Annotated in this window: 17 protein-coding genes and 1 pseudogene; 13 read left to right on the top strand and 5 right to left on the bottom strand. The window is 57.0% G+C overall.

Annotated features, from left to right (window positions below; translation table 11 throughout):
- Positions 1 to 10: 10 nt before the first annotated feature.
- Entirely contained in the window at positions 11 to 460 is a 450-nt protein-coding gene (locus tag GS12_RS04610) for a GNAT family N-acetyltransferase (protein WP_034944372.1), read from the top strand.
- Between the two features lie 33 nt (positions 461 to 493).
- On the opposite strand, the gene GS12_RS04605 is transcribed toward GS12_RS04610, so the two are convergent.
- Positions 494 to 2,143, bottom strand: coding sequence for a glucan biosynthesis protein D (locus GS12_RS04605; RefSeq protein WP_034944434.1), 1,650 nt, complete (start codon positions 2,141 to 2,143; stop codon positions 494 to 496).
- 390 nt (positions 2,144 to 2,533) lie between these two features.
- Between GS12_RS04605 and elaB the strand changes: the two genes are divergently transcribed.
- The 8 genes from elaB (at position 2,534) to GS12_RS04565 (ending at position 11,175) form a co-directional block, all read left to right on the top strand.
- A complete protein-coding gene (elaB, locus tag GS12_RS04600) occupies positions 2,534 to 2,845 on the top strand; it encodes a stress response protein ElaB (protein ID WP_034916078.1) in 312 nt (103 codons plus the stop codon).
- Positions 2,846 to 2,972: 127 nt separating this feature from the next.
- Positions 2,973 to 4,250 (top strand): isochorismate synthase, encoded by a 1,278-nt coding sequence (locus tag GS12_RS04595; RefSeq protein ID WP_034944371.1) that lies wholly within the window; start codon positions 2,973 to 2,975, stop codon positions 4,248 to 4,250.
- 73 nt (positions 4,251 to 4,323) lie between these two features.
- Positions 4,324 to 5,976 (top strand): 2-succinyl-5-enolpyruvyl-6-hydroxy-3-cyclohexene-1-carboxylic-acid synthase, encoded by a 1,653-nt coding sequence (gene menD, locus GS12_RS04590; protein ID WP_034944369.1) that lies wholly within the window; start codon positions 4,324 to 4,326, stop codon positions 5,974 to 5,976.
- Positions 5,973 to 6,752: a 2-succinyl-6-hydroxy-2,4-cyclohexadiene-1-carboxylate synthase gene (gene menH / locus GS12_RS04585; protein ID WP_034944367.1), complete on the top strand. Its 780-nt coding sequence runs from the start codon at positions 5,973 to 5,975 to the stop codon at positions 6,750 to 6,752. Before menD ends, menH begins: the two co-directional genes overlap by 4 nt.
- Positions 6,749 to 7,606, top strand: coding sequence for a 1,4-dihydroxy-2-naphthoyl-CoA synthase (gene menB / locus GS12_RS04580; protein WP_034944365.1), 858 nt, complete (start codon positions 6,749 to 6,751; stop codon positions 7,604 to 7,606). Before menH ends, menB begins: the two co-directional genes overlap by 4 nt.
- A complete protein-coding gene (gene menC / locus GS12_RS04575; protein ID WP_034944364.1) occupies positions 7,606 to 8,574 on the top strand; it encodes an o-succinylbenzoate synthase in 969 nt (322 codons plus the stop codon). Before menB ends, menC begins: the two co-directional genes overlap by 1 nt.
- Complete coding sequence (gene menE / locus GS12_RS04570; RefSeq protein ID WP_034944362.1) at positions 8,562 to 9,920, top strand: o-succinylbenzoate--CoA ligase; 1,359 nt, start codon at positions 8,562 to 8,564, stop codon at positions 9,918 to 9,920. The genes menC and menE overlap by 13 nt, the downstream gene beginning before the upstream one ends.
- A 70-nt stretch (positions 9,921 to 9,990) precedes the next feature.
- Entirely contained in the window at positions 9,991 to 11,175 is a 1,185-nt protein-coding gene (locus GS12_RS04565; protein WP_034944359.1) for a nicotinamide mononucleotide deamidase-related protein YfaY, read from the top strand.
- A 75-nt stretch (positions 11,176 to 11,250) separates the two neighbouring features.
- Here the strand turns inward: GS12_RS04565 and yfaE are convergent, their stop codons facing one another.
- The 3 genes from yfaE to nrdA all read right to left on the bottom strand — a co-directional run bounded on the left by yfaE (position 11,251) and on the right by nrdA (position 15,006).
- Positions 11,251 to 11,511, bottom strand: coding sequence for a class I ribonucleotide reductase maintenance protein YfaE (gene yfaE, locus GS12_RS04560; RefSeq protein WP_034944358.1), 261 nt, complete (start codon positions 11,509 to 11,511; stop codon positions 11,251 to 11,253).
- A gap of 1 nt (position 11,512) precedes the next feature.
- Positions 11,513 to 12,643 carry a class Ia ribonucleoside-diphosphate reductase subunit beta gene (gene nrdB / locus GS12_RS04555; RefSeq protein WP_034916063.1) on the bottom strand — a complete coding sequence of 377 codons (1,131 nt, stop codon included), beginning with the start codon at positions 12,641 to 12,643 and terminating at the stop codon, positions 11,513 to 11,515.
- Positions 12,644 to 12,720: 77 nt separating this feature from the next.
- Positions 12,721 to 15,006, bottom strand: a complete 2,286-nt coding sequence (gene nrdA, locus GS12_RS04550; RefSeq protein WP_034944357.1) for a class 1a ribonucleoside-diphosphate reductase subunit alpha — start codon at positions 15,004 to 15,006, stop codon at positions 12,721 to 12,723.
- Positions 15,007 to 15,644: 638 nt separating this feature from the next.
- Between nrdA and GS12_RS04545 the strand changes: the two genes are divergently transcribed.
- Together GS12_RS04545 and GS12_RS04540 are read left to right on the top strand one after the other, a co-directional pair.
- The gene (locus GS12_RS04545; protein ID WP_152601352.1) at positions 15,645 to 16,523 is read left to right on the top strand and encodes a hypothetical protein; all 879 of its coding nucleotides are present in this window, start codon (positions 15,645 to 15,647) and stop codon (positions 16,521 to 16,523) included.
- 37 nt (positions 16,524 to 16,560) lie between these two features.
- Positions 16,561 to 17,325, top strand: coding sequence for a hypothetical protein (locus GS12_RS04540; protein ID WP_034944354.1), 765 nt, complete (start codon positions 16,561 to 16,563; stop codon positions 17,323 to 17,325).
- 34 nt (positions 17,326 to 17,359) lie between these two features.
- Here the strand turns inward: GS12_RS04540 and ubiG are convergent, their stop codons facing one another.
- Positions 17,360 to 18,091 carry a bifunctional 2-polyprenyl-6-hydroxyphenol methylase/3-demethylubiquinol 3-O-methyltransferase UbiG gene (ubiG, locus tag GS12_RS04535; RefSeq protein WP_034944352.1) on the bottom strand — a complete coding sequence of 244 codons (732 nt, stop codon included), beginning with the start codon at positions 18,089 to 18,091 and terminating at the stop codon, positions 17,360 to 17,362.
- Between the two features lie 169 nt (positions 18,092 to 18,260).
- On the opposite strand from ubiG, the gene gyrA reads away from it, so the two are divergent.
- Positions 18,261 to 20,900 (top strand): DNA topoisomerase (ATP-hydrolyzing) subunit A, encoded by a 2,640-nt coding sequence (gene gyrA, locus GS12_RS04530; protein ID WP_034944351.1) that lies wholly within the window; start codon positions 18,261 to 18,263, stop codon positions 20,898 to 20,900.
- A 199-nt stretch (positions 20,901 to 21,099) separates the two neighbouring features.
- Positions 21,100 to 21,410, top strand: a pseudogene (locus tag GS12_RS04525) (two-component system sensor histidine kinase RcsC); the annotation flags it as partial.

Below are 21,410 nucleotides of genomic sequence, written 5' to 3'. Positions count from 1 at the left end.
GGAGAAGAAAATGGCGTTGGACTGGCAGGATCTGCATCATAGCGAACTCACCACCCAGCAGCTTTATCAAATTCTGGCGCTACGTAATACTGTCTTCATTGTTGAACAAATTTGCCCCTATCAGGATATCGATGGTGCGGATTTGTACGGCGAAAACCGGCATATTCTGGCTCTGTCGGATAACAAACTGCTGGCTTATGCGCGCCTGCTTGCGCCAAAAGGGAACGATCGGCCTGCAAAAATCGGCAGAGTGATTGTCTCTGGCGAGGCGAGAGGCATGAAGCTGGGTAATCAACTGATGGAGCAGGCAGTCGCCAGCTGCCAGGACCACTGGCCGCAGCATAAAATTTTCCTCTCCGCCCAGGCGCATTTGCAGCGATTTTATGGCCGCTTCGGTTTTACCGCCGTCAGCGAAACCTATCTTGAAGACGACATTCCGCACGTTGACATGCAAAATTAAAAAAGGCTCCGTAAGGAGCCTTTTACATGAGCATTACATCTGCCGATCGTCAATATACTTACGCTTGTCCGGCGGCGGTGGAAAATACTGGTAAAGCCAGGTTTCGCTCAGCGTCTCGTCTTTCGTCCGCAGGAACAGGCGCATGTCTACCGGATCGGTCGCATCGCTGTTGGGATACCAGTCGAACAAAATACGATAGCCGTTATTCGGTTCGACGTAGAGGATCTCAACCTGTTTGATGGTGCCGGAGGTGACCGTGATCACCGGCTCAATGCCTTTTGGCGCAGCGGCTTTCAGATCGCCGCCAACGAAATCAACCGCAAAGCGACGCGCCCAGACTTCTGGATAGTGCTCACCCGGCGCCCAGCCTTCGGGAAACGCGCCCATGCCGCTGCGGGTGGCGCTCACGCGTGCCAAATCACTGTTTACCGGCGGCAGTCCGCTCCAGTAAAGTTTGTAGCTGAAGCTGTGCTCACTGCCCGCTTTGATCGCCTCGGTCGGACGCCAGAAACAGACGATGTTATCCAGCGTTTCACCGGTGGTCGGGATCTCCATCAGATTGATGGCGCCGCTGCCCCATTTGCCGACGGGCTCAACCCACAGGCTCGGCCGTTTATTGTACCAGCCAATAACATCCTGATAATCCTGGAAGTTGTGATTAAGCTGGAGCATACCGAAGCCGCGCGGGTTTTCGTCCTGATAGGCGTTCCAGGTCACGCGCTGCGGGTTGTTCAGCGGACGACAAATCCACTCGCCTTTACCGGTCCACATCGCCAGACGATCGGAGTCGTGGATCTGCGGATGGATAGTATCGCACATGCGACGTTCGTTGTTGCCGCAGCTGAACATCGTGGTCATCGGCGCGATACCGAGTTGGTCGATATCCTTACGCGCATAAAGGTGGTTTTCCACCTCCATCACCACGCGTTTCTCTTCGCAGTGGATAATGAACTTAAAGGCGCCGGTGCAGCTTGGGCCATCCAGCAGCGTGTAGACGGTAAAGGTGGTGTCGTCGGCGTTCGGCGTTTCAAACCAGAAAGCGGTGAAGTCCGGGAACTCTTCCTTACCGTTGCTGAAGGAGTTGATGGCTACGCCGCGGGCGGAAAGACCGTACTGATAGGTCTCATCCACGGCGCGGAAATAGCTGGCGCCGAGGAAAGAGACGATATCTTTGCTGGCCAGTTCCGGCTTTTTAAAGGCGCGGAAACCGGCAAAACCCAGGTCGGTTTTTCCTTCAAGCTGTTTGGTATCGACCTTCGCGTTGTTGTAGTTAAACAGTTCAGGCCGGAAGTGGATCTCACGCGCCTCGCGGCTGTCGGCATCAACGGAAAACATCCGCAGGCGTCGTTTAAAGCCCATACCAACGTGGAAGAACTGCACGTCAAGCTGGCGATCGGCGATGCCGTTCCACAGCGAATGGTTAGCGTCATACTGAATTTCGTTATAGGCCTGCGGCGTCATGGTCGCCAGCGTATCCGGTAGCGGAGCGGGCGCACCGCCATACGGTTTTTTCGCCAGGTCGGCGGCCATCGCTTTCAGCACGTCAAAATCGAACTTTTTCGCTGTCCCGTCGGCAATATCACTGTCGGCCCAGGCGGCCTGCGCAAACAGCGAAGAGAGGCCGGAGAGGCCGCCGATCGTGGCAAAGGCCATCGACGCTTTCATAAACATTCTTCGATTCATGCCAGAAATCATTTCCTTGGTGAACGGAGTGTAAAGTGACTGTCGTGCAATACGTCAGGTGCACCCATATTGTGAACCGCGTCACAGCACGGTAGGACAGTCGGCGAATTGGAAAATTCAGTTAACAAAAAATTTAACAGATAAATCCAATAAAAGCAGTGCGTTCCTGTGTAAAGAAGCTTTTTAAGCCTCTTCCGACGCGCCGGCATTGACGCAGAGAGAGCTGGCATCAGGCCAGAGCCGGGCGTTAACAGAAGGCATCATGACGTCTGTTTTTGATTTATGAACGCAATTGCCGCATTTCTCAGTCAATTCCTGGTGTGATGAGGCGGCAAAGCGCGTGGAAGTGTCTATAGTTAGTCAACAACATTATTCGCACAAGGAGATGGTATGGCTACAACAAATGAACCACAAGAAACCCGCCTGGACGACGATCTGACGCTGCTGACCGATACGCTGGAGCAGGTGTTGAAATCATCCGGCGATCCGGCGGATCAGAAGTACCTTGAACTGAAAGCGAAAGCTGAAAAATCGCTGAATGAAGTGAAAGCTCGCGTCAGCAATGCGTCAGATACTTACTATTATCGCGCGAAGCAGGTTGCCACGCGCGCTGATGAATACGTTCACGATAAGCCGTGGCAGGGCGTTGGCGCCGGTGCTGCGTTAGGTCTGGTCGTTGGGCTGCTGCTGGCGCGTCGTTAAGCGTTCAGCATGCGTAAAGAGGCGTCCTGCGGGGCGCCTTTTTTATTAACGCCGGTACGGGATCAATGCAATGGACGTTGCTCTCATCTAAAGTGGCTTCGACTATCACTCACCGGAGACGCTGACGTTGACTATCACAAATGCCCTGAAACAGCTGCGTCAACAACTGGCTGAGTTTAACGATCAACAACCCGGTTTTGCGCGCTTCACCGTGCCGTTGCCGGCCGGTTGCGACGGGCTGGCATGGCTTGGCGCACAGGCAGTCTGGCCACAATTTTACTGGCAGCATCGACAAAACACGCTCTCGATCACCGCCTGCGGCGACATTCTTCACGCCGACACGCCTGAAGAGGCGAACCGCCTGCTTGTGACGCTGCCGCCGGACTGGCTGCTGGTTGGCGCCAATGATTTTGCGCTGGCGCACAGCTTTCTGTTTGTCCCCAGAGTGCTGATTCAGAACGACAGGCTGAGTGTTTTCCTGCACGATGACCTCGCACTGCATCGTGATGCACAGCGCGCCATTGCCTTTATCGACGGGCTGAGCGAGGCCCGGCCGCTGGCGCCGCTGCCCGGCGGCGTGCAGGATATTCGGCATCAGCCGGACAGCGACGGCTGGTTCAGGCAGATTGAACGCGCGCTTGATGCTATCGCGCGGGGCGATATGGAAAAAGTTGTGCTCGCTCGCGCAACCGACTGCGCGTTTCCGACGGCGGTTTCAGCCGCTTCAGCACTGGCGGCCAGCCGCGCAATCAACCCGCGCTGTTTTCATTATCTGCTGGCGTTTACTGCACAGCGGGCGTTTCTGGGCTCCAGCCCCGAGCGGCTCTATCACCGTCAGTCTGCCGCGCTCGTCACCGAGGCGCTGGCAGGCACCTGTCCGGGCGCAGAAAATCGGCAACGTGCGCAACAGCTTGCCAGCGCGCTGTTGCAGGATGAAAAAAACCGCCATGAAAATCAGTTGGTGGTAGAGGATATCTGCCAGCGGCTTGCATCCGTCACCGCATGCCGGGAAGTGCAGTCGGTTGAGGTGGTTTCGCTGCGTAACGTGCAGCATCTCCGGCGGGTCATCACCGCCACTCTGCTGACGACGGACGATAGCCGGTGCCTTGAGCGGCTCCAACCCACCGCCGCCGTCGCCGGCTTACCCAGAGAGGTCGCCAGAGACTTTATCGCTAAAAATGAGCCGTTCTCCCGCGAGTGGTATGCAGGCTCGGTGGGCTATCTCTCCGTTGCCGAAAGCGAGTTCGCCGTGGCGCTGCGCTGCGCCCGCGTGGAAGGCCAGACGGTCAGGCTCTATGCAGGCGCCGGGATCGTCGCCGGATCGCAGCCTGAGACGGAGTGGCAGGAAATTAACCATAAAGTGGCAGGTTTGGGTGCTCTGTTTGGCGTAATTTTAGCGCCATAATCCTGCCTTAAATCAAGATAGCCGTCGTCAACGCCTTTTATACTGCCCATCTGCACGCTGAACGGGATGGGTTATGTCACACAGCATATTCAACCGCCGCTGGGCCGGGATCATACTTGAAGCACTGACGCGGCACGGCGTGCGACACGTCTGCATCGCACCCGGATCGCGTTCTGCGCCGCTGACGCTGGCGGCTGCCGCTAATCAGAAACTCCACTGTCATACCCACTTTGACGAACGCGGCCTCGGGCATTTTGCGCTGGGGCTGGCAAAAGCCGTTCGTCAGCCGATTGCCATTATCGTCACCTCCGGCACGGCCGTGGCAAACCTTTATCCTGCCGTTATCGAAGCGGGCCTGACCGGCGAACGCTTGATTATTCTTTCTGCCGATCGTCCGCCTGAGCTGATCGACTGCGGCGCCAACCAGGCGATTAGCCAGCCGGGTATCTTTGCCGGGCAGACTGCCGGGGCGCTCAACCTGCCGCGACCCACGCCGGAACTGCCTGCCCGATGGCTGCTTTCGGCTATCGACTCGCTGCTCGGCGAACATCCTCACGGCGCGGTTCATGTTAACTGCCCCTTTGCCGAACCACTTTACGGGGGCGATCCCGCCGCGTTTCGGGCATGGGATGACGACGCGGGAAGCTGGTGGCAGAGCGCGCAGCCGTGGCTGAGCACCATAAGCAGCCAGGCGGTGCCTGTTGAGCCACAGTGGCCGCGCCTGCGTGAGAAACGCGGGTTGATTGTGGTGGGAAAAGTCAGCGCGGAAGAGGGCGCTGCGCTGGCGAACTGGGCGCGCGAACTGGGCTGGCCGCTGCTGGCGGATGTCCAGTCGCAGACCGGCCAGCCGTTACCCTGCGCGGAACTCTGGCTGCGCGAGCCGCAGGCTATCGAAGCGCTGGCCTCGGTGGAGTTCATCATACAGTTTGGCAGTCATCTGACCGGTAAACGGCTGACGGGACTGCTGACCTTGCTGCAACCTGAAAGGTTCTGGTTGATTGAAGCGATGCCGGGCCGACGCGATCCGGCGCACCATCGCGCCTGCCGGATGGTCACGGCGATCCTGCCTTGGCTGGCGCAGCATCCGGCGGTGCCGCAGGCACCCTGGCACGGCACGCTCCGGTCGCTTGCCAGCGACGCGCAGCAAAAACTCGGCCAGCGTTCAGGCGACTTTGGTGAAGCGCAGTTGGCGCACCGGCTGCCCGCGCTGTTGCCAGAGGGCGGCGCGCTGTTTCTTGGCAACAGCCTGACCATCAGGCTGGTGAACGCGCTGGCGCAGCTGCCAGCCGGTTATCCGGTTTATGCAAACCGCGGCGCCAGCGGTATTGACGGGCTGATTGCTACGGCGGCGGGCGTGCAGCGCGGCAGAGATAAACCACTGCTGGCCATCGTCGGCGATCTCTCTGCGCTTTACGATCTCAACAGCCTGGCACTGCTGCGTGAGCAGCCTGTGGCGCTCATTGTGGTAAACAACAACGGCGGGCAGATATTTTCAATGTTGCCGACGCCGGAAGCCGAGCGCGCGCGCTTTTTCTCACTGCCGCAGCAGGCGGATTTTTCCTGCGCCGCCGGGCTGTTCGGCCTGCGTTACGCTCAGCCGCAGAGCTGGTATGCGCTCGCCGATGCGGTAAAAGAGGCCTGGCAACAGGGCGCAACGCTGATTGAACTGCGCGTTGACGATGAAGCCGGGGCGCGTTTTCTTGCCGATGCGGCGAACGGACGATGATCCTTCACGCGCGCTGGCAGGGCCGCCATCGCCAAAACAGGCCGGTGCTGGTCTGGCTGCACGGTTTTCTCGGCAGCGGCGCAGAGTGGCAGGCGGCGCAGAACCACTTTACCGACTGGCCACAGCTCAGCGTCGATCTGCCGGGGCACGGCGGCTCTTACGCGCAGCGCGTGGACGGATTTGAAACGCTTTCGCAACGCCTTGCCGCCACGCTTCGCTTTCATCATGTCGAACGTTACTGGCTGATCGGCTATTCGTTGGGCGGTCGCGTTGCGCTTTATCATGCCTGTCGTCATGGCGATAACCACCTGGCGGGGGTGGCCGTTGAAGGCGCGCATACGGGCCTCGGCAGCGATGAAGAACGGCGGCTTCGCCTGGCGCATGATACGCAGTGGTCGGCGCGGTTTCGCCAGCAGCCGCTCGGTGCGACGCTCCGCGCGTGGTATTGTCAGCCGGTCTTTGCCGATCTCAGCGAGGAGCAACGACAGACGCTCATCCGCCTGCGTTTGCACAACCATCCTGACGGGCTGGCGGCGATGCTGCTCGCCACCTCGCTGGCGCATCAGCCCGATTTGCAGCCCGCGCTGGCGCATCTTTCCTGTCCTTTTCTTTATCTCTGCGGCGAACATGACCACAAGTTTCAGCAGTTGGCGCGGCAGGCCGCGCTGCCTGTTGCTCTGGTATCCCATGCGGGGCATAACGCGCACCGCGCCAATCCCCTGGCTTTCGCCCGCCATCTGGCCGGCGCCCTTTCTCCTGTTGAGGAAAACCGATGATCTACCCAGATTCTGACACGCTTTATGCGCCGATTGAATGGTTCGACTGCGGCGCAGACTTCAGCGATATCCGCTTTCACAAATCCGCGGACGGCATTGCGAAAATCACCCTCAACCGCCCGGAAGTGCGCAATGCTTTTCGCCCGCGTACGGTGAAAGAGATGATGGCGGCGCTCGACGATGCGCGCCACGACGACCGCATCGGCGTGATTATTCTTACCGGCGAAGGCAATGAGGCGTTCTGCGCCGGTGGTGACCAGAAAATTCGCGGCGACTACGGCGGCTATCGCGATGAGGCGGGCGTTCACCACCTCAACGTGCTGGATTTTCAGCGGCAGATCCGCACCTGTCCAAAACCGGTGGTGGCGATGGTGGCGGGCTATGCGGTCGGCGGCGGGCACGTTCTGCATATGCTCTGCGATCTGACCATCGCCGCTGACAATGCGCAGTTCGGCCAGACCGGGCCAAAAGTCGGCTCGTTTGACGGCGGCTGGGGCGCGGCCTACATGGCGCGCATCGTCGGGCAGAAAAAAGCGCGGGAGATCTGGTTTCTCTGCCGGATGTACAACGCGCAGCAGGCGCTGGCGATGGGGCTGGTCAACACCGTCGTGCCGCTGGCTGACCTGGAGCGGGAAACCGTGCGCTGGTGCCGCGAGATGCTGGAAAACAGCCCGATGGCGCTGCGCTGCCTGAAGGCGGCGCTGAACGCCGACTGCGACGGCCAGGCAGGGCTTCAGGAGCTGGCAGGCAACGCCACCATGCTGTTCTATATGACTGAAGAAGGGCAGGAGGGGCGCAATGCCTTTAATCAGAAGCGCCAGCCGGACTTCAGTAAATTTAAGCGAAACCCCTGATGCGCGACGCGACGCTGTTTCATTATGAGATCCCGCTTGAGGCCGGCACCGTGCTGCGGGACAGCCGAATAAAAAGCCGCTGCGGGCTGTTGGTCAGACTGCGCGAGGCAGGGCGGGAAGGCTGGGGCGAAATCGCGCCGCTGCCCGGCTTCAGCGCGGAATCACTACCGGAAGCGCAGGCGGAAGCCATCCGACTGTCAGACGCCTGGTGTGAGGGTGAAATGAGTGCAGAGAGCAGCCTGTCCTCGGTGGCCTTTGGCCTCAGCCTCGCACAGGCTGAATTAGCCGCTGAACTACCCACAGCGGGCGACGTCGTCGGCGCGCGGCTTTGCACCGGCGATCCCGATGCGCTGATTGCGGGACTGCACCTACAGCGAACGCCGGTGGCAAAAATGAAGGTCGGCCTGTATGAGCCGGTTCGCGACGGTATGATGGTGAACCTGCTGCTGGAGGCGCTGCCGCATCTGACGCTGCGGCTGGATGCCAATCGCTGCTGGAGCCTTGAGAAAGCCTGCCGTTTCGCGCGCTTTATCACGCCTGCGCTGCATGCGCGTATTGCCTTCATAGAGGAGCCGTGCCGTACGCCGGACGAGTCCCGCTGCTTCGCGCAGGAGACCGGGATGCCGCTCGCGTGGGACGAACACCTGCGCGAACCGGATTTTACGCTGAGGGCGGAACCGCACCTGCGGGCGGTGGTCATCAAACCGATGCTGACAGGCAGTCTCAGGCAGGTCAGGCAGCTTATCGAAAACGCGCAGCAAAAGGGGCTGACGGCAGTGATCGGCTCGTCACTGGAGTCAAGCCTTGGGCTGACGCAGCTGGCGCGTATCGCCCGCTGGCTGACGCCGGAAACGCCGCCGGGGCTGGATACGCTCGATTTAATGCAGCAGCAGCTCGTTCGGCGTTGGCCGGGCTGCACGCTGCCGCGGGTGACCGCTGACGCGCTGGAAAGCGTATGGCGGCGCTGAGCGACTGGCCGTGGCTGCGGCATCCTGCGCATGCCGTGGCGCTGTGCGGCGCGGGCAACGCGCTTAGCTGGCAGGCGCTGGCTGAACGCATTGAACAGCTGGCCGTGGGTTTCAGCCAGCAGGGCGTTCATCCGGGCGCGGGCGTTATGCTCAAGGCGAAAAGCAGCGAAACGGCGCTGCTGGCCTATCTGGCGCTGCTGCGCTGCGGCGCACGATTACTGCCCGTTAATCCGCAGCTTCCGACGACGCAGTTAATAAATATTCTGCCCGATCTCAACCTGGATTTTGCGCTGACGCTGGAAGGCGAGGCAGATTTCCCCGTTCCCGCCTTGCAGATGCAGACGCAGCCGGGCTGCCTTTCATTGCAGTGGCAGCCGGACGCCATCGCCACGCTGACGCTCACCTCCGGCTCCAGCGGCCTGCCGAAGGCCGTGGCGCACACGTTTCGCGCCCATCTCGCCAGCGCGGCGGGCGTGGTGGCCTGCCTGAACTTCCACGCCGGTGAAAGCTGGCTGCTTTCGCTGCCGCTGTTTCACGTTTCCGGTCAGGGCATTATCTGGCGCTGGTTGCTGAGCGGCGGCTGCCTCGTTTTGTCGGGGGAACGGCCCCTGCCTCAGGCGCTGGCGGCGGCGAGCTTTGCGTCGCTGGTGCCAACGCAGCTCTGGCGGCTGCTTCAGCAGCCAACGCTGCCGGAAAAGCTCCACACCGTGTTGCTGGGCGGTGCCGCAATCCCTGAAGCACTGACCGCGCAGGCAGAGGCGCGCGGGCTGGCCTGCTGGTGCGGCTATGGCATGACAGAAACGGCGTCAACCCTGGTCGCGCGCCGCGCCGGGGCGGGCGCAACCGTCGGGCGAGCGCTCGACGGGCATCGTATCCGGCTGCATGAAGGACAAATTCAGGTGCGGTCGCTGGCGCTGGGCTGCGGCTACTGGCGAAACGGCGAGCTGTTGCCGCTGACTGATGATGCAGGCTGGTATTCAACCGGCGATCGGGGACGCTGGCACGGTGAGGAGCTGGAAGTGGTGGGGCGGCTGGACAATCAGTTCTTCTCAGGCGGAGAGGGCATCCAGCCCGAGCAGATTGAAAAAATTCTGCTGGCGCATCCTGCCGTCTCGTCGGTATTTGTGGTGCCGAAGGCGGACAGCGAATATGGTCATCGCCCGGTGGCGCTGCTGGCCGCCGACGCGCCGCTGCCCGATATTGCCGAATGGGCAACGCGTCGCCTGGCCGGTTTTCAGCGGCCGGTGATGTGGTATCCGCTCCCCGCCCTGCACGCGGGCGGCATCAAAATCTCACGCCGTCAGCTTGCCGAGTGGGTGGCGGCGCAGGCGACGGTAACGGGCTGAGCAAAACGGTATTGTATTTATTCCCCGCGCTTCCTACAGTTAATCCACTTACGCGGAGTGGGAGAAGACAGTGATACGAGTGGAAATGCTCTCAACGGGCGATGAAGTGCTGCATGGACAGATTGTCGATACCAACGCGGCGTGGCTGGCCGATGTCCTGTTTCAGAACGGGCTGCCGATGACCAGCCGACAGACCACCGGCGACGATCTTGCTGAGCTGGTAACGGTATTGACCGAACGCAGCAGGGTGGCCGACGTGCTGATCGTCAATGGCGGCCTGGGGCCAACCAGCGATGATCTGAGCGCGCTGGCGGCGTCCCGCGCGGCGGGCGTGCCACTGGTGATGCAGGAAGCGTGGCTGGCGAAAATAGAGGCTTTTTTTGCCGGGCGCGGACGTAAAATGGCGGACAGCAACCGTAAACAGGCGGAGATCCCACAGGGTGCGGAGATGCTGGACAACCCCATCGGCACCGCCTGCGGCTTTGCGCTGATGCTGAACCGCTGCTGGATCTTCTTCACGCCCGGCGTGCCGTCCGAATATAAGATGATGGTCGAACAGCAGATCCTGCCGAGGCTGAAGGCGCGTTTCTCACTGCCGGCACCGCCGGTCTGCCTGCGCATGACCACGTTTGGACGCGGCGAAAGCGATATGGCCGCCGATATCGAACCCCTGACGCTGCCCGAGGGCGTGGTGGTGGGCTATCGCGCCTCTATGCCGATTATTGAGCTTAAACTGAACGGCCCGGCTTCAAAGCTGAAGGAAATGGAAGCGTTCTGGCGGCAGGTGCGGGAAATTGCCGGCGAAAGCGTGATATTTGAAGGCACCGAAAATCTGCCGGCACAGCTTTCGCGCAGGCTCAACGAGCAGAATCTGACGTTGGCGCTCAGCGAGCAGTTTACCGCCGGTTTACTTCACTGGCAGCTTGCCTCGGAACAGGCTCCGCTGGCTGCGGGTGAGATATTGCCGACGCAGCAGGAGTCGCTTTCCGGGCTGGCCGCGCGCGCGCAGCAGATCCCGTCGCAACTGGCGCTGGTGGTGGGCGGTCTTGATGACGAGCAGTTGGGTTTTGCGCTGAAAACGCCTGACGGCTGCTGGGCGCAGCGCGTGAAATTCAACGTGAGTCACCATGCGCTGAAAACACGTCAGGAGATGGTAGCAATGATGGCGCTGAATATGCTGCGTCGCTATTTGTCCGGCATGGAAGTCTCCACCGGCCACGGCTGGGTGAAAGTGGTGGAAACGCTGAAAATCTGAACGTCAGGCTTTTGGCTGCACGGTTGACAAATGGCTGTGTGGGCAAGGGCATCAGGTGATAATACGGGCAGAAAGCTACATCTCAATTTCAATATCGCCTTTCGCCGTGCAGCAGCACGGCAATATCTCGCCTTCCTCTATAAACGCCAGCGGCGCTGCGGCGTAGCATACTTCACCCTTCAGCAGCCGGGTACGACAGGAGCCGCAGTAGCCTTCCCGACACTGATATTCAACGCAGATTTTATGTGACTCCAGCGCGTCAAGCAGCGAGCGATGCTCTTCCTTGCAGTGAAGCTGCGTGCCCGAAGCACGCAGCGTAATGATCGCATCTGCCATTTTACAGCTGGAAGTCGTCGAAGTCGTTTTCGCCCACTTCGGAGTCAATCTGCCCCACCAGATAAGAGCTGACTTCCACTTCCTGCGGTGCGACCTGCACGTTGTCCGACACCAGCCAGGAGTTAATCCACGGAATAGGGTTGGAGCGCGTCTGGAAGGGCAGATCGAGCCCGACCGCCTGCATGCGGATATTGGTGATGTACTCAATGTACTGCCAGAGAATGTCTTTGTTCAGGCCGATCATCGAGCCGTCGCGGAAGAGGTATTCCGCCCACTCTTTTTCCTGCTGCGCTGCAAGCACAAACAGGTCGTAGCACTGCTGGCGACATTCACGGGCAATCTCAGCCATTTCAGGATCGTCCTCGCCGCTGCGCAGCAGATTGAGCATGTGCTGGGTGCCGGTCAGGTGCAGCGCCTCGTCACGTGCAATCAGGCGAATGATTTTTGCATTGCCTTCCATCAGTTCACGCTCTGCAAAGGCGAATGAACAGGCAAAGCTGACGTAGAAACGGATCGCTTCCAGCGCGTTGACGCTCATCAGACAGATGTAGAGCTGCTTTTTCAGCTCGCGCAGGCTCACAGTAACCGTTTTGCCATTCACCTGATGCGTGCCTTCACCCAGCAGATGCCAGTAGTTGGTCATCTCAATCAGATCGTCGTAATAGCCGGAAATGTCTTTCGCGCGCGACAGGATCTGCTCGTTAGTGACGATATCGTCGAATACCACCGCCGGATCGTTAACGATGTTGCGAATAATGTGAGTGTAAGATCGTGAATGGATGGTTTCCGAAAAGGCCCAGGTTTCCACCCATGTTTCCAGTTCAGGAATGGAGATCAGCGGCAGCAGCGCCACGTTCGGGCTGCGGCCCTGGATAGAGTCCAGCAGCGTCTGGTATTTCAGGTTGCTGATGAAAATGTGCTTTTCGTGATCGGGCAGCTTCTGGTAGTCGATGCGATCGCGCGACACGTCCACTTCTTCCGGGCGCCAGAAGAAGGAGAGCTGTTTCTCAATCAGCTTTTCAAAGATGTCATATTTCTGCTGATCGTAACGTGCGACGTTCACCGGCTGGCCGAAAAACATCGGTTCACTCAGCTGATCGTTTTTGTTCTGTGAGAAAGTGGTGTAAGCCATAAGCGTCAATCCGTCAGGCACAGGCCGGAAACCGGCCCGGAGAAAGTAACAAGGGGCAAACGCTCTGCCCCTGTGGATTAGATTTTGCAGGCGCCGCTTTCGCAGCCGTCGTCCTGAATGGAAGGCGCAAGGTCGTCCTGTGCATCTTCCGCACCGTCACGGGTGTTCTGATAGTAGAGCGTTTTTACGCCGAATTTATAGGCGGTCAGCAGGTCTTTCAACAGCTGTTTCATCGGCACACGACCGTTGGCGAAGCGCTTGGGATCGTAGTTGGTGTTCGAGGAAATAGCCTGATCGATAAACTTCTGCATCAGACCGACCAGTTGCAGATAGCCGTCGTTGTTCGGCATATCCCACAGCAGCTCATAGTTATCCTTCAGGCGTTCGTACTCCGGCACCACCTGGCGCAGGATGCCGTCCTTTGAGGCTTTGATGCTGATGTGGCCGCGCGGCGGCTCAATGCCATTCGTGGCATTCGAAATCTGCGAGGAGGTTTCCGACGGCATCAGGGCCGACAGCGTTGAGTTGCGCAGACCGTGCGTTTTGATCGCTTCACGCAGCGCTTCCCAGTCGAGATGCAGCGGTTCATCGCTGATGGCATCCAGATCTTTTTTGTAGGTGTCGATCGGCAGGATGCCCTGCGCATAGGTGGTTTCATTGAACCACGGGCAGGCGCCTTGTTCTTTTGCCAGTTCGTTCGAAGCCTTCAGCAGCCAGTACTGAATGGCTTCAAAGGTTTTGTGCGTCAGGTTGTTGGCGCTGCCGTCCGAGTAGCGCACGCCGTTTTTCGCCAGATAGTAGGCGAAGTTAATCACGCCAATGCCCAGCGTGCGGCGGCCCATTGCGCCGCGCTGCGCCGCCGGGATCGGATAGTCCTGATAATCCAGCAGCGCATCCAGCGCGCGGACGGCGAGGGTCGCCAGCTCCTGCAAATCGTCCAGGCTGTCAATGACGCCAAGGTTGAATGCGGAGAGCGTGCAGAGCGCGATTTCGCCGTTTTCGTCGTTCACGTCCAGCAGCGGTTTGGTCGGTAATGCAATCTCCAGACACAGGTTTGACTGGCGCACCGGCGCGATGGTGGCATCAAACGGGCTGTGGGTGTTGCAGTGATCGACGTTCTGAATATAGATACGTCCCGTCGAAGCGCGCTCCTGCATCATCAGCGAGAAGAGATCGACCGCCTTCAAACGCTCCTTGCGGATGCTGTCGTCTTTCTCATATTTCGTATAAAGACGCTCGAACTCGTCCTGATCGGCGAAGAACGCATCGTACAGGCCGGGCACGTCCGACGGGCTGAACAGGGTGATGTCTTCACCTTTAAGCAGGCGCTGGTACATCAGCTTGTTGATCTGCACGCCATAGTCCATATGACGCACGCGGTTGCCTTCCACGCCACGGTTATTTTTTAACACCAGCAGGCTTTCCACTTCCAGATGCCACATCGGGTAGAACAGCGTGGCCGCACCGCCGCGCACGCCGCCCTGCGAGCAGGATTTCACCGCCGTCTGGAAATGCTTATAAAAAGGAATACAGCCGGTGTGGAACGCTTCGCCGCCGCGGATCGGACTGCCCAGCGCGCGGATGCGGCCGGCGTTAATGCCGATCCCGGCGCGTTGGGAAACGTATTTCACGATAGCGCTGGAGGTGGCGTTGATCGAGTCGAGGCTGTCGCCGCACTCGATAAGCACGCAGGAGCTGAACTGGCGGGTTGGGGTGCGCACGCCGGACATGATCGGCGTCGGCAGTGAAATTTTAAAGGTAGAGATGGCGTCGTAGAAACGCTTCACGTAGTCAAGACGCGTCTCGCGCGGGTAGCCGGAGAACAGGCAGGCCGCCACAAGAATATAGAGGAACTGCGCGCTTTCGTAGATATCACCGGTGACGCGGTTCTGCACCAGGTATTTGCCTTCAAGCTGTTTTACCGCCGCATAGGAGAAGTTCATGTCGCGCCAGTGGTCGATAAAGCCGTCCATCTGGGTGAACTCGTCCTCACTGTAATCTTCCAGCAGGTGGCGATCGTACTTGCCGAGATCGACCATACGCTTCACCTGGTCGTAGAGCGTCGGCGGTTCAAACTGGCCATAAGCCTGTTTACGCAGGTGAAAAATCGCCAGGCGCGCGGCCATGTACTGATAGTCAGGCGCCTCGCGGGAGATCAGATCCGCCGCCGACTTGATAATGGTTTCGTGGATGTCGGAGGTTTTGATCCCTTCGTAGAACTGGATGTGAGAACGCAGCTCAACCTGAGAAACGGAGACGTTTTCCAGACCTTCGGCAGCCCAATCAAGCACACGGTGGATTTTATCGAGGTTAATGCGTTCGGTGCGGCCATCGCGTTTAGTGACAAGCAGACTCTGATTCATGTTGCGTGGTGTCCTGTCCGTGAGTCGAAAATATCCCCTGCTTATACACAGTGCGCCCGGATGTGCGTAAGTCTGTGGATAAACACTATATATAGGGGGTAGGTTAACTGCGAGTAACAATATGGTGAGTATTTTAGTAATTTATTGGCGCTTAACAAGGCTTGATTTTCGGTTGATTTTACTGTCCAGCGGGGTGATTTTTTCTTAAGCCCGCGTTCCTAAAGGGGCGGGGAGAAGTCAAGCGCTTGATATTTTTTTTTGAAATTTGATCGCCGACCGCTTTCTGAGGCGCAGAACGCTGCGCCGCCTCGTCCCGTCTGTGATTTTCGTGCTGTTCCGGGTCAGTCGGCAGCAAACAGCGTGTTCCTTTTACAGCACAACGGAACGGCATAGAAAAAAACAGGGCATCTGGTAATTTATAAAACGCAACCAACGGAACGTTTTACAGGAGGAATTTAAAAAGCTGAAATTAATATCTTTATATAAGAGATCATTTGTCACACTAACATTTTTTATTGTTAAGAGGTTAATAATAATTTTGTGATTGCTATTGAATGATTTGGGAATAACGCTAAAATTGAATTGATAATTAAAGTGTGGAAAGTGATTAAATTTCATTTAATGTTTGGAGATAAACAATGAGAATGTATAAGTCCGGTGGGGAAAGTACTTATATTGAAACGCCCTATTACAGACATCATGGCGCAACATTTATTGCACAACAGCTTATGCAGTTAAGCAATCAAACCAGGAAAAATAGTGCGTCAGCCTCTGCCCTGCGTGCCAGTAATCCGATTGACATCATGAATAATGGCGCATCGGCTGTTTCAATGGCGGGTAGCTTCCTTTCCCTTGCTGCGTTATTTATGGATATGGAAGCCGGCCCCGGTACGGCTACCTTTGGTGATAAATATCGTATTAATAACTATACTGGCGGTACACTGGTACATACTGATGCCTCAGTGCCGGTGGCATCTCATGCGGGTTATAATACTATCCCTTATGAAGGCATCATCCAGCCAGGGAACAGTGGTGCAATTAAAGTGACCTGGTTAAGTTCAAAAAATACCGACCGTCCTCTTTTGAATTATACATTTGAAGTTGGTTTTTCCTGGCAGGATGTCCGAACAGATTTAGACTCAGAAATTGGAGAGCCTTTAGGATTTAAATTAAAATTTCGATGTAGTCGAAATGCACTGTCAAAAGATAACAGATTTTCACTTATTCGGCTGGAAGGACTAACTATTAATTACTCCACAATGATGAGTAATGCGTATTATACTGTAAGTTTGGATAACATTACCGAAAACACCCAGTCAGACTGGGATAATTTAGACCGCGTCTGGACGGACTATCCAGGAGGGAAAATGATGGCGATTAAGATCCATCGCCTGAATGTAAATTTTCTGTTGGTTATCTCTTGCCCTCTTGTTCACTATGATTATGAGTCCTACGAGGCATATCGAAATGCATTTGGTAACGGTGGGCTGGTACAAATCAATCTCATCAGAATTTGATTGTTATCTCTTTTAGACATTTATTTTGAGGTGGTGTATGCCAAATAAATATATTATGCGCATATCGGACGATTTTCGTTTAGTACAGATCGCATTGCGCGATCTCGAAACACGCAATTTAAAAGATAATGCGAATAACTCCCGTGTTTTTATGTTGACGATTGGTTTTTTGTCGGCGATATCTTCTATTGTTTATGGTGGCTCCGCACTCGCTAACAGCATTAAGCAAAAACAGCAGCAGGCACTTGCTGCGGCTGAAAGCAGGAAAAAAAGGCTGGATATATCTGTTATTAATTTTTCATCAGATATTGTTACCATCCCTGTACTGGGGTCACCGAGCAGCGGCGATACCATGGCCCATGGCGGTATCCTTCCGCAGAATGCAGAAACCAGCCGAACGCTTACGCCGCATTATCAGTCAGGAAACACATCCAGTGAAATTGCCAGCTTCAAATTTTGTTTTATCTTTAATGATTACGATGCTGAAGAATTACTCGCCTTTCACTGCCGTTATCGCTATAAAGCAGATCTGGGTGCCTGGCAATTTGAATCAAGCGAGTTAAGTCTCGTTAATGAAGACGAGAATGACAGTTCAGGCATATTTGGCCGGACAATTTCTAAGTTAACTTTTGCTGATGTCGGCTCTGTTGCCCGGTCTCCCTGTTTTGTTATTTTTAATTCACAAGGAAAGCCGTTTAAACTGGTTTCTGTCTCAGCAGGTCGACAGGCTGACGGACAAAATAAAATGGTCATTTCGGTGCTCGATTTGGATACTGATGTGACGGCTATAGTTGGAGGATAAGTTAAACGGGCCAGTTATTCTGGCCCGTTATATTTTATCGTGCAGAATCGGCGTGGCGCGTATGCACCATATAATTCACATCCACACCCGGCGCCAGTTTGAATTTGTTAGTCAGCGGATTGTAGTGCAGGCCGATGATGTGCTGCTCACGCAGCGAGGTTTCATCCACCCAACCCAGTAGCTCGCCGGGACGAATAAATTTTTTGATATCGTGAGTGCCGCGCGGCACCATGCGCAAAATATACTCTGCGCCGATAATCGCCATCAGCCATGATTTGCTGTTGCGATTGAGCGTCGAGAAAAAGACCTCGCCGCCGGGCTTGACCAGTTTTGCACAAGCCTGCACCACCGAACGCGGATCGGGAACGTGTTCCAGCATCTCCATGCAGGTAACCACGTCGTACTGACCTGCAAACTGCTCAGCGTGCTCTTCCACGGTCTGCTGAACATAACTGACGTTGAGGCCGCTCTCCAGCGCGTGCAGGCGTGCGATCTCTAACGGTTCGGCGCCCATATCCAGGCCGGTCACCTCCGCGCCTTCACGCGCCATGCTCTCGGCGAGAATGCCGCCGCCGCAGCCAACGTCCAGCACTTTTTTACCAAACAGGCCGTCGCTGTGCTGAGCGATATAGCCAAGGCGCAGTGGGTTAATGCGGTGCAGCGGCTTGAACTCGCCTTCCAGATCCCACCAGCGGGACGCCACTGCTTCAAATTTCGCAATTTCACTGCTGTCGACGTTGGCTGCTGCCCCTGTTTCACTCTTCATTTCCGTTCCTGGCTGTAAAGTTTGTACTAGAGTATACCTCTTTCTCTGACCCCATGTGCAGGCGGCCATTAAAGCGGGCAAAATCACGCTTTCCGTTCACCGCCATCGCTAAAGGTGATATACTTTCGCACCTTTGAATCCGGGAATAATTTAGAAGGAAAGCGCCTCCATGAGCGACCTGGCCAGAGAAATCACACCGGTCAATATTGAAGAAGAGTTAAAGAACTCTTATCTGGATTACGCAATGTCGGTCATTGTTGGCCGCGCACTGCCGGATGTACGGGATGGCCTGAAGCCTGTGCATCGCCGCGTCCTCTACGCCATGAATGTTCTGGGCAACGACTGGAACAAACCCTATAAAAAATCTGCTCGCGTCGTCGGTGACGTTATCGGTAAATATCACCCTCACGGTGATACCGCCGTCTACGACACCATTGTGCGTATGGCGCAGCCGTTTTCGCTGCGCTACATGCTGGTAGATGGTCAGGGCAACTTCGGTTCCGTCGACGGCGACTCAGCCGCAGCAATGCGTTATACCGAAGTTCGCATGTCCAAAATTGCCCATGAGCTGCTGTCGGATCTCGAAAAAGAGACCGTCGACTTTGTGCCAAACTACGATGGCACCGAGCAGATCCCGGAAGTCATGCCGACGAAAATCCCGAACCTGCTGGTTAACGGTTCGTCCGGTATTGCGGTCGGCATGGCGACTAATATTCCTCCTCATAACCTTACCGAAGTGATCAACGGCTGCCTGGCCTACATTGATGATGAGAACATCAGCATTGAAGGGCTGATGGAGCATATCCCGGGGCCAGACTTCCCCACGGCCGCGATCATCAACGGTCGGCGTGGCATTGAAGAAGCTTACCGTACCGGACGCGGCAAAATTTACATCCGTGCGCGCGGCGAAGTGGAAACGGATGCGAAGACCGGCCGCGAAACCATCATCATTCATGAAATTCCCTATCAGGTTAACAAAGCGCGTCTGATCGAGAAGATGGCTGAGTTAGTCAAAGAGAAGCGTCTTGAAGGCATCAGCGCGCTACGCGATGAGTCCGATAAAGACGGCATGCGCATTGTGATTGAAATCAAGCGCGACGCGGTTGGCGAAGTGGTACTGAACAACCTCTATTCGCTGACGCAGCTGCAAACCTCTTTCGGCATTAATATGGTGGCCCTGCATCAGGGCCAGCCAAAAATTATGCCGCTGAAGGATATTCTGGAAGCGTTTGTGCGCCACCGTCGCGAAGTGGTGACGCGCCGTACCATTTTCGAACTGCGCAAGGCGCGCGATCGTGCGCATATCCTTGAAGCGCTGGCCATTGCCCTGGCGAATATCGATCCGATTATCGAACTGATCCGTCGCGCGCCAACCCCGGCAGAAGCTAAAGCGGGTCTGGTTGCCCGTCCGTGGGCGCTGGGCAACGTTTCCGCGATGCTGGAGCGCGCGGGCGACAATGCCGCGCGCCCTGAATGGCTGGAAGACGAGTTCGGCATCCGCGACGGTCAGTACTATCTGACCGAACAGCAGGCTCAGGCGATTCTGGATTTGCGTCTGCAAAAGCTGACCGGCCTTGAGCACGAGAAGCTGCTGGATGAGTACAAAGCGCTGCTGGAGCAGATCGCTGAACTGCTGCGTATTCTGGAAAGCTCAGAGCGCCTGATGGAAGTGATCCGCGAAGAGCTGGAGCTGATCCGCGACCAGTTTGGCGACGAGCGCCGTACCGAGATCACCGCCAACAGCGCCGATATTAATATCGAAGATCTGATCAACCAGGAAGACGTGGTGGTTACGCTGTCGCATCAGGGCTACGTGAAGTATCAGCCGCTGACCGACTATGAAGCGCAGCGCCGCGGCGGCAAAGGCAAGTCGGCCGCGCGTATCAAAGAAGAAGACTTTATCGATCGCCTGCTGGTGGCGAATACGCACGATACGATTCTGTGCTTCTCCAGCCGGGGTCGTCTCTACTGGATGAAGGTTTATCAGCTGCCGGAAGCCAGCCGCGGCGCGCGCGGGCGTCCTATCGTCAACCTTCTGCCTCTGGAAGCAAATGAACGCATCACCGCCATTCTGCCGGTGCGTGAATATGCGGAAGGCTGGAACATCTTTATGGCAACCGCGAGCGGTACGGTGAAGAAAACCGCACTGACTGAGTTCAGCCGTCCGCGCAGCGCCGGGATCATCGCCGTCAACCTGCGCGAGGACGATGAGCTGATCGGTGTGGCGCTGACCAACGGCAGCGACGAGGCAATGCTCTTCTCCGCTGGCGGTAAGGTTGTTCGCTTTGCGGAAACTGCCGTCCGCGCGATGGGGCGTACCGCTTCCGGCGTTCGCGGCATCAGGCTGGCGGAAGGCGATCGCGTGGTGTCGCTGATTGTGCCGCAGGAAGAGGGCGCAATCATGACCGTAACCCAAAACGGCTACGGCAAGCGTACCGCCAGCACGGAATACCCGACCAAGTCGCGCGCCACCCAGGGCGTGATCTCGATTAAAGTGACCGAGCGTAACGGGCCGGTTATCGGCGCTGTGCAGGTGGTCGACAGCGATCAGATCATGATGATTACCGATGCCGGCACGCTGGTGCGTACGCGCGTATCGGAAGTCAGCGTGGTGGGACGCAACACCCAGGGCGTGATCCTGATCCGCACCGCCGAAGACGAAAGCGTGGTTGGCTTGCAACGCGTTGCTGAGCCGGTGGCGGACGAGGAGCTGGATGCCATCGACGGCAGCGTCGCGGAAGGCGAGGACGATATCGCGCCGGAAGTGGAAAATGATGAAGACGCGCCGGAAGGCGATGAGGACGAGTAATCGTTCCCCGCGCTAATAATGAAGCCGCTTCATCTGAAGCGGCTTTTTTTATACCACTCGCTTCCTCCCGGGCGGCAGAGTGCCACCGGCGAGGCAACCCGTCACGCCGTCAGAAACCCTCTCAACCGATCTGGCTTTTTACTTGCCATAACGGTACTGTAACGCCACCGCAATCATCATCCAACATCGGCCGTTTCGCTTGAAATATCTTGTCTCATTCAGAACCACGTTACGCATTTCCCGCTACCTGTTTCGGGCGCTGGCGCTTATGCTCTGGATGCTTGGCGCGCTGCTGACCGCTTTTTACATCATCAACGTGCTGCACGAAAAAGAGTCGCAGGTGCGGCAGGAGCTTAATGCCAGCGTCGAGCAGGCGCAGTGGTACGTGCGCCATGCGGCAGACGTCTCGCGCGAGCTGAAATACATTGCGGAAAATCGGCTCAACGCCACGACCAGCTCCCTGGATGCCATGAATGGTGTCTTACCTGGCAAAGCGCCCGCGCCGCAGTT

The organism is Erwinia oleae, from assembly GCF_000770305.1.
Lineage (GTDB): Bacteria > Pseudomonadota > Gammaproteobacteria > Enterobacterales > Enterobacteriaceae > Erwinia > Erwinia oleae.
The sequence above is the reverse complement of the archived record's forward strand: the minus strand, read 5'-3'. Positions and strand labels throughout refer to the sequence as shown.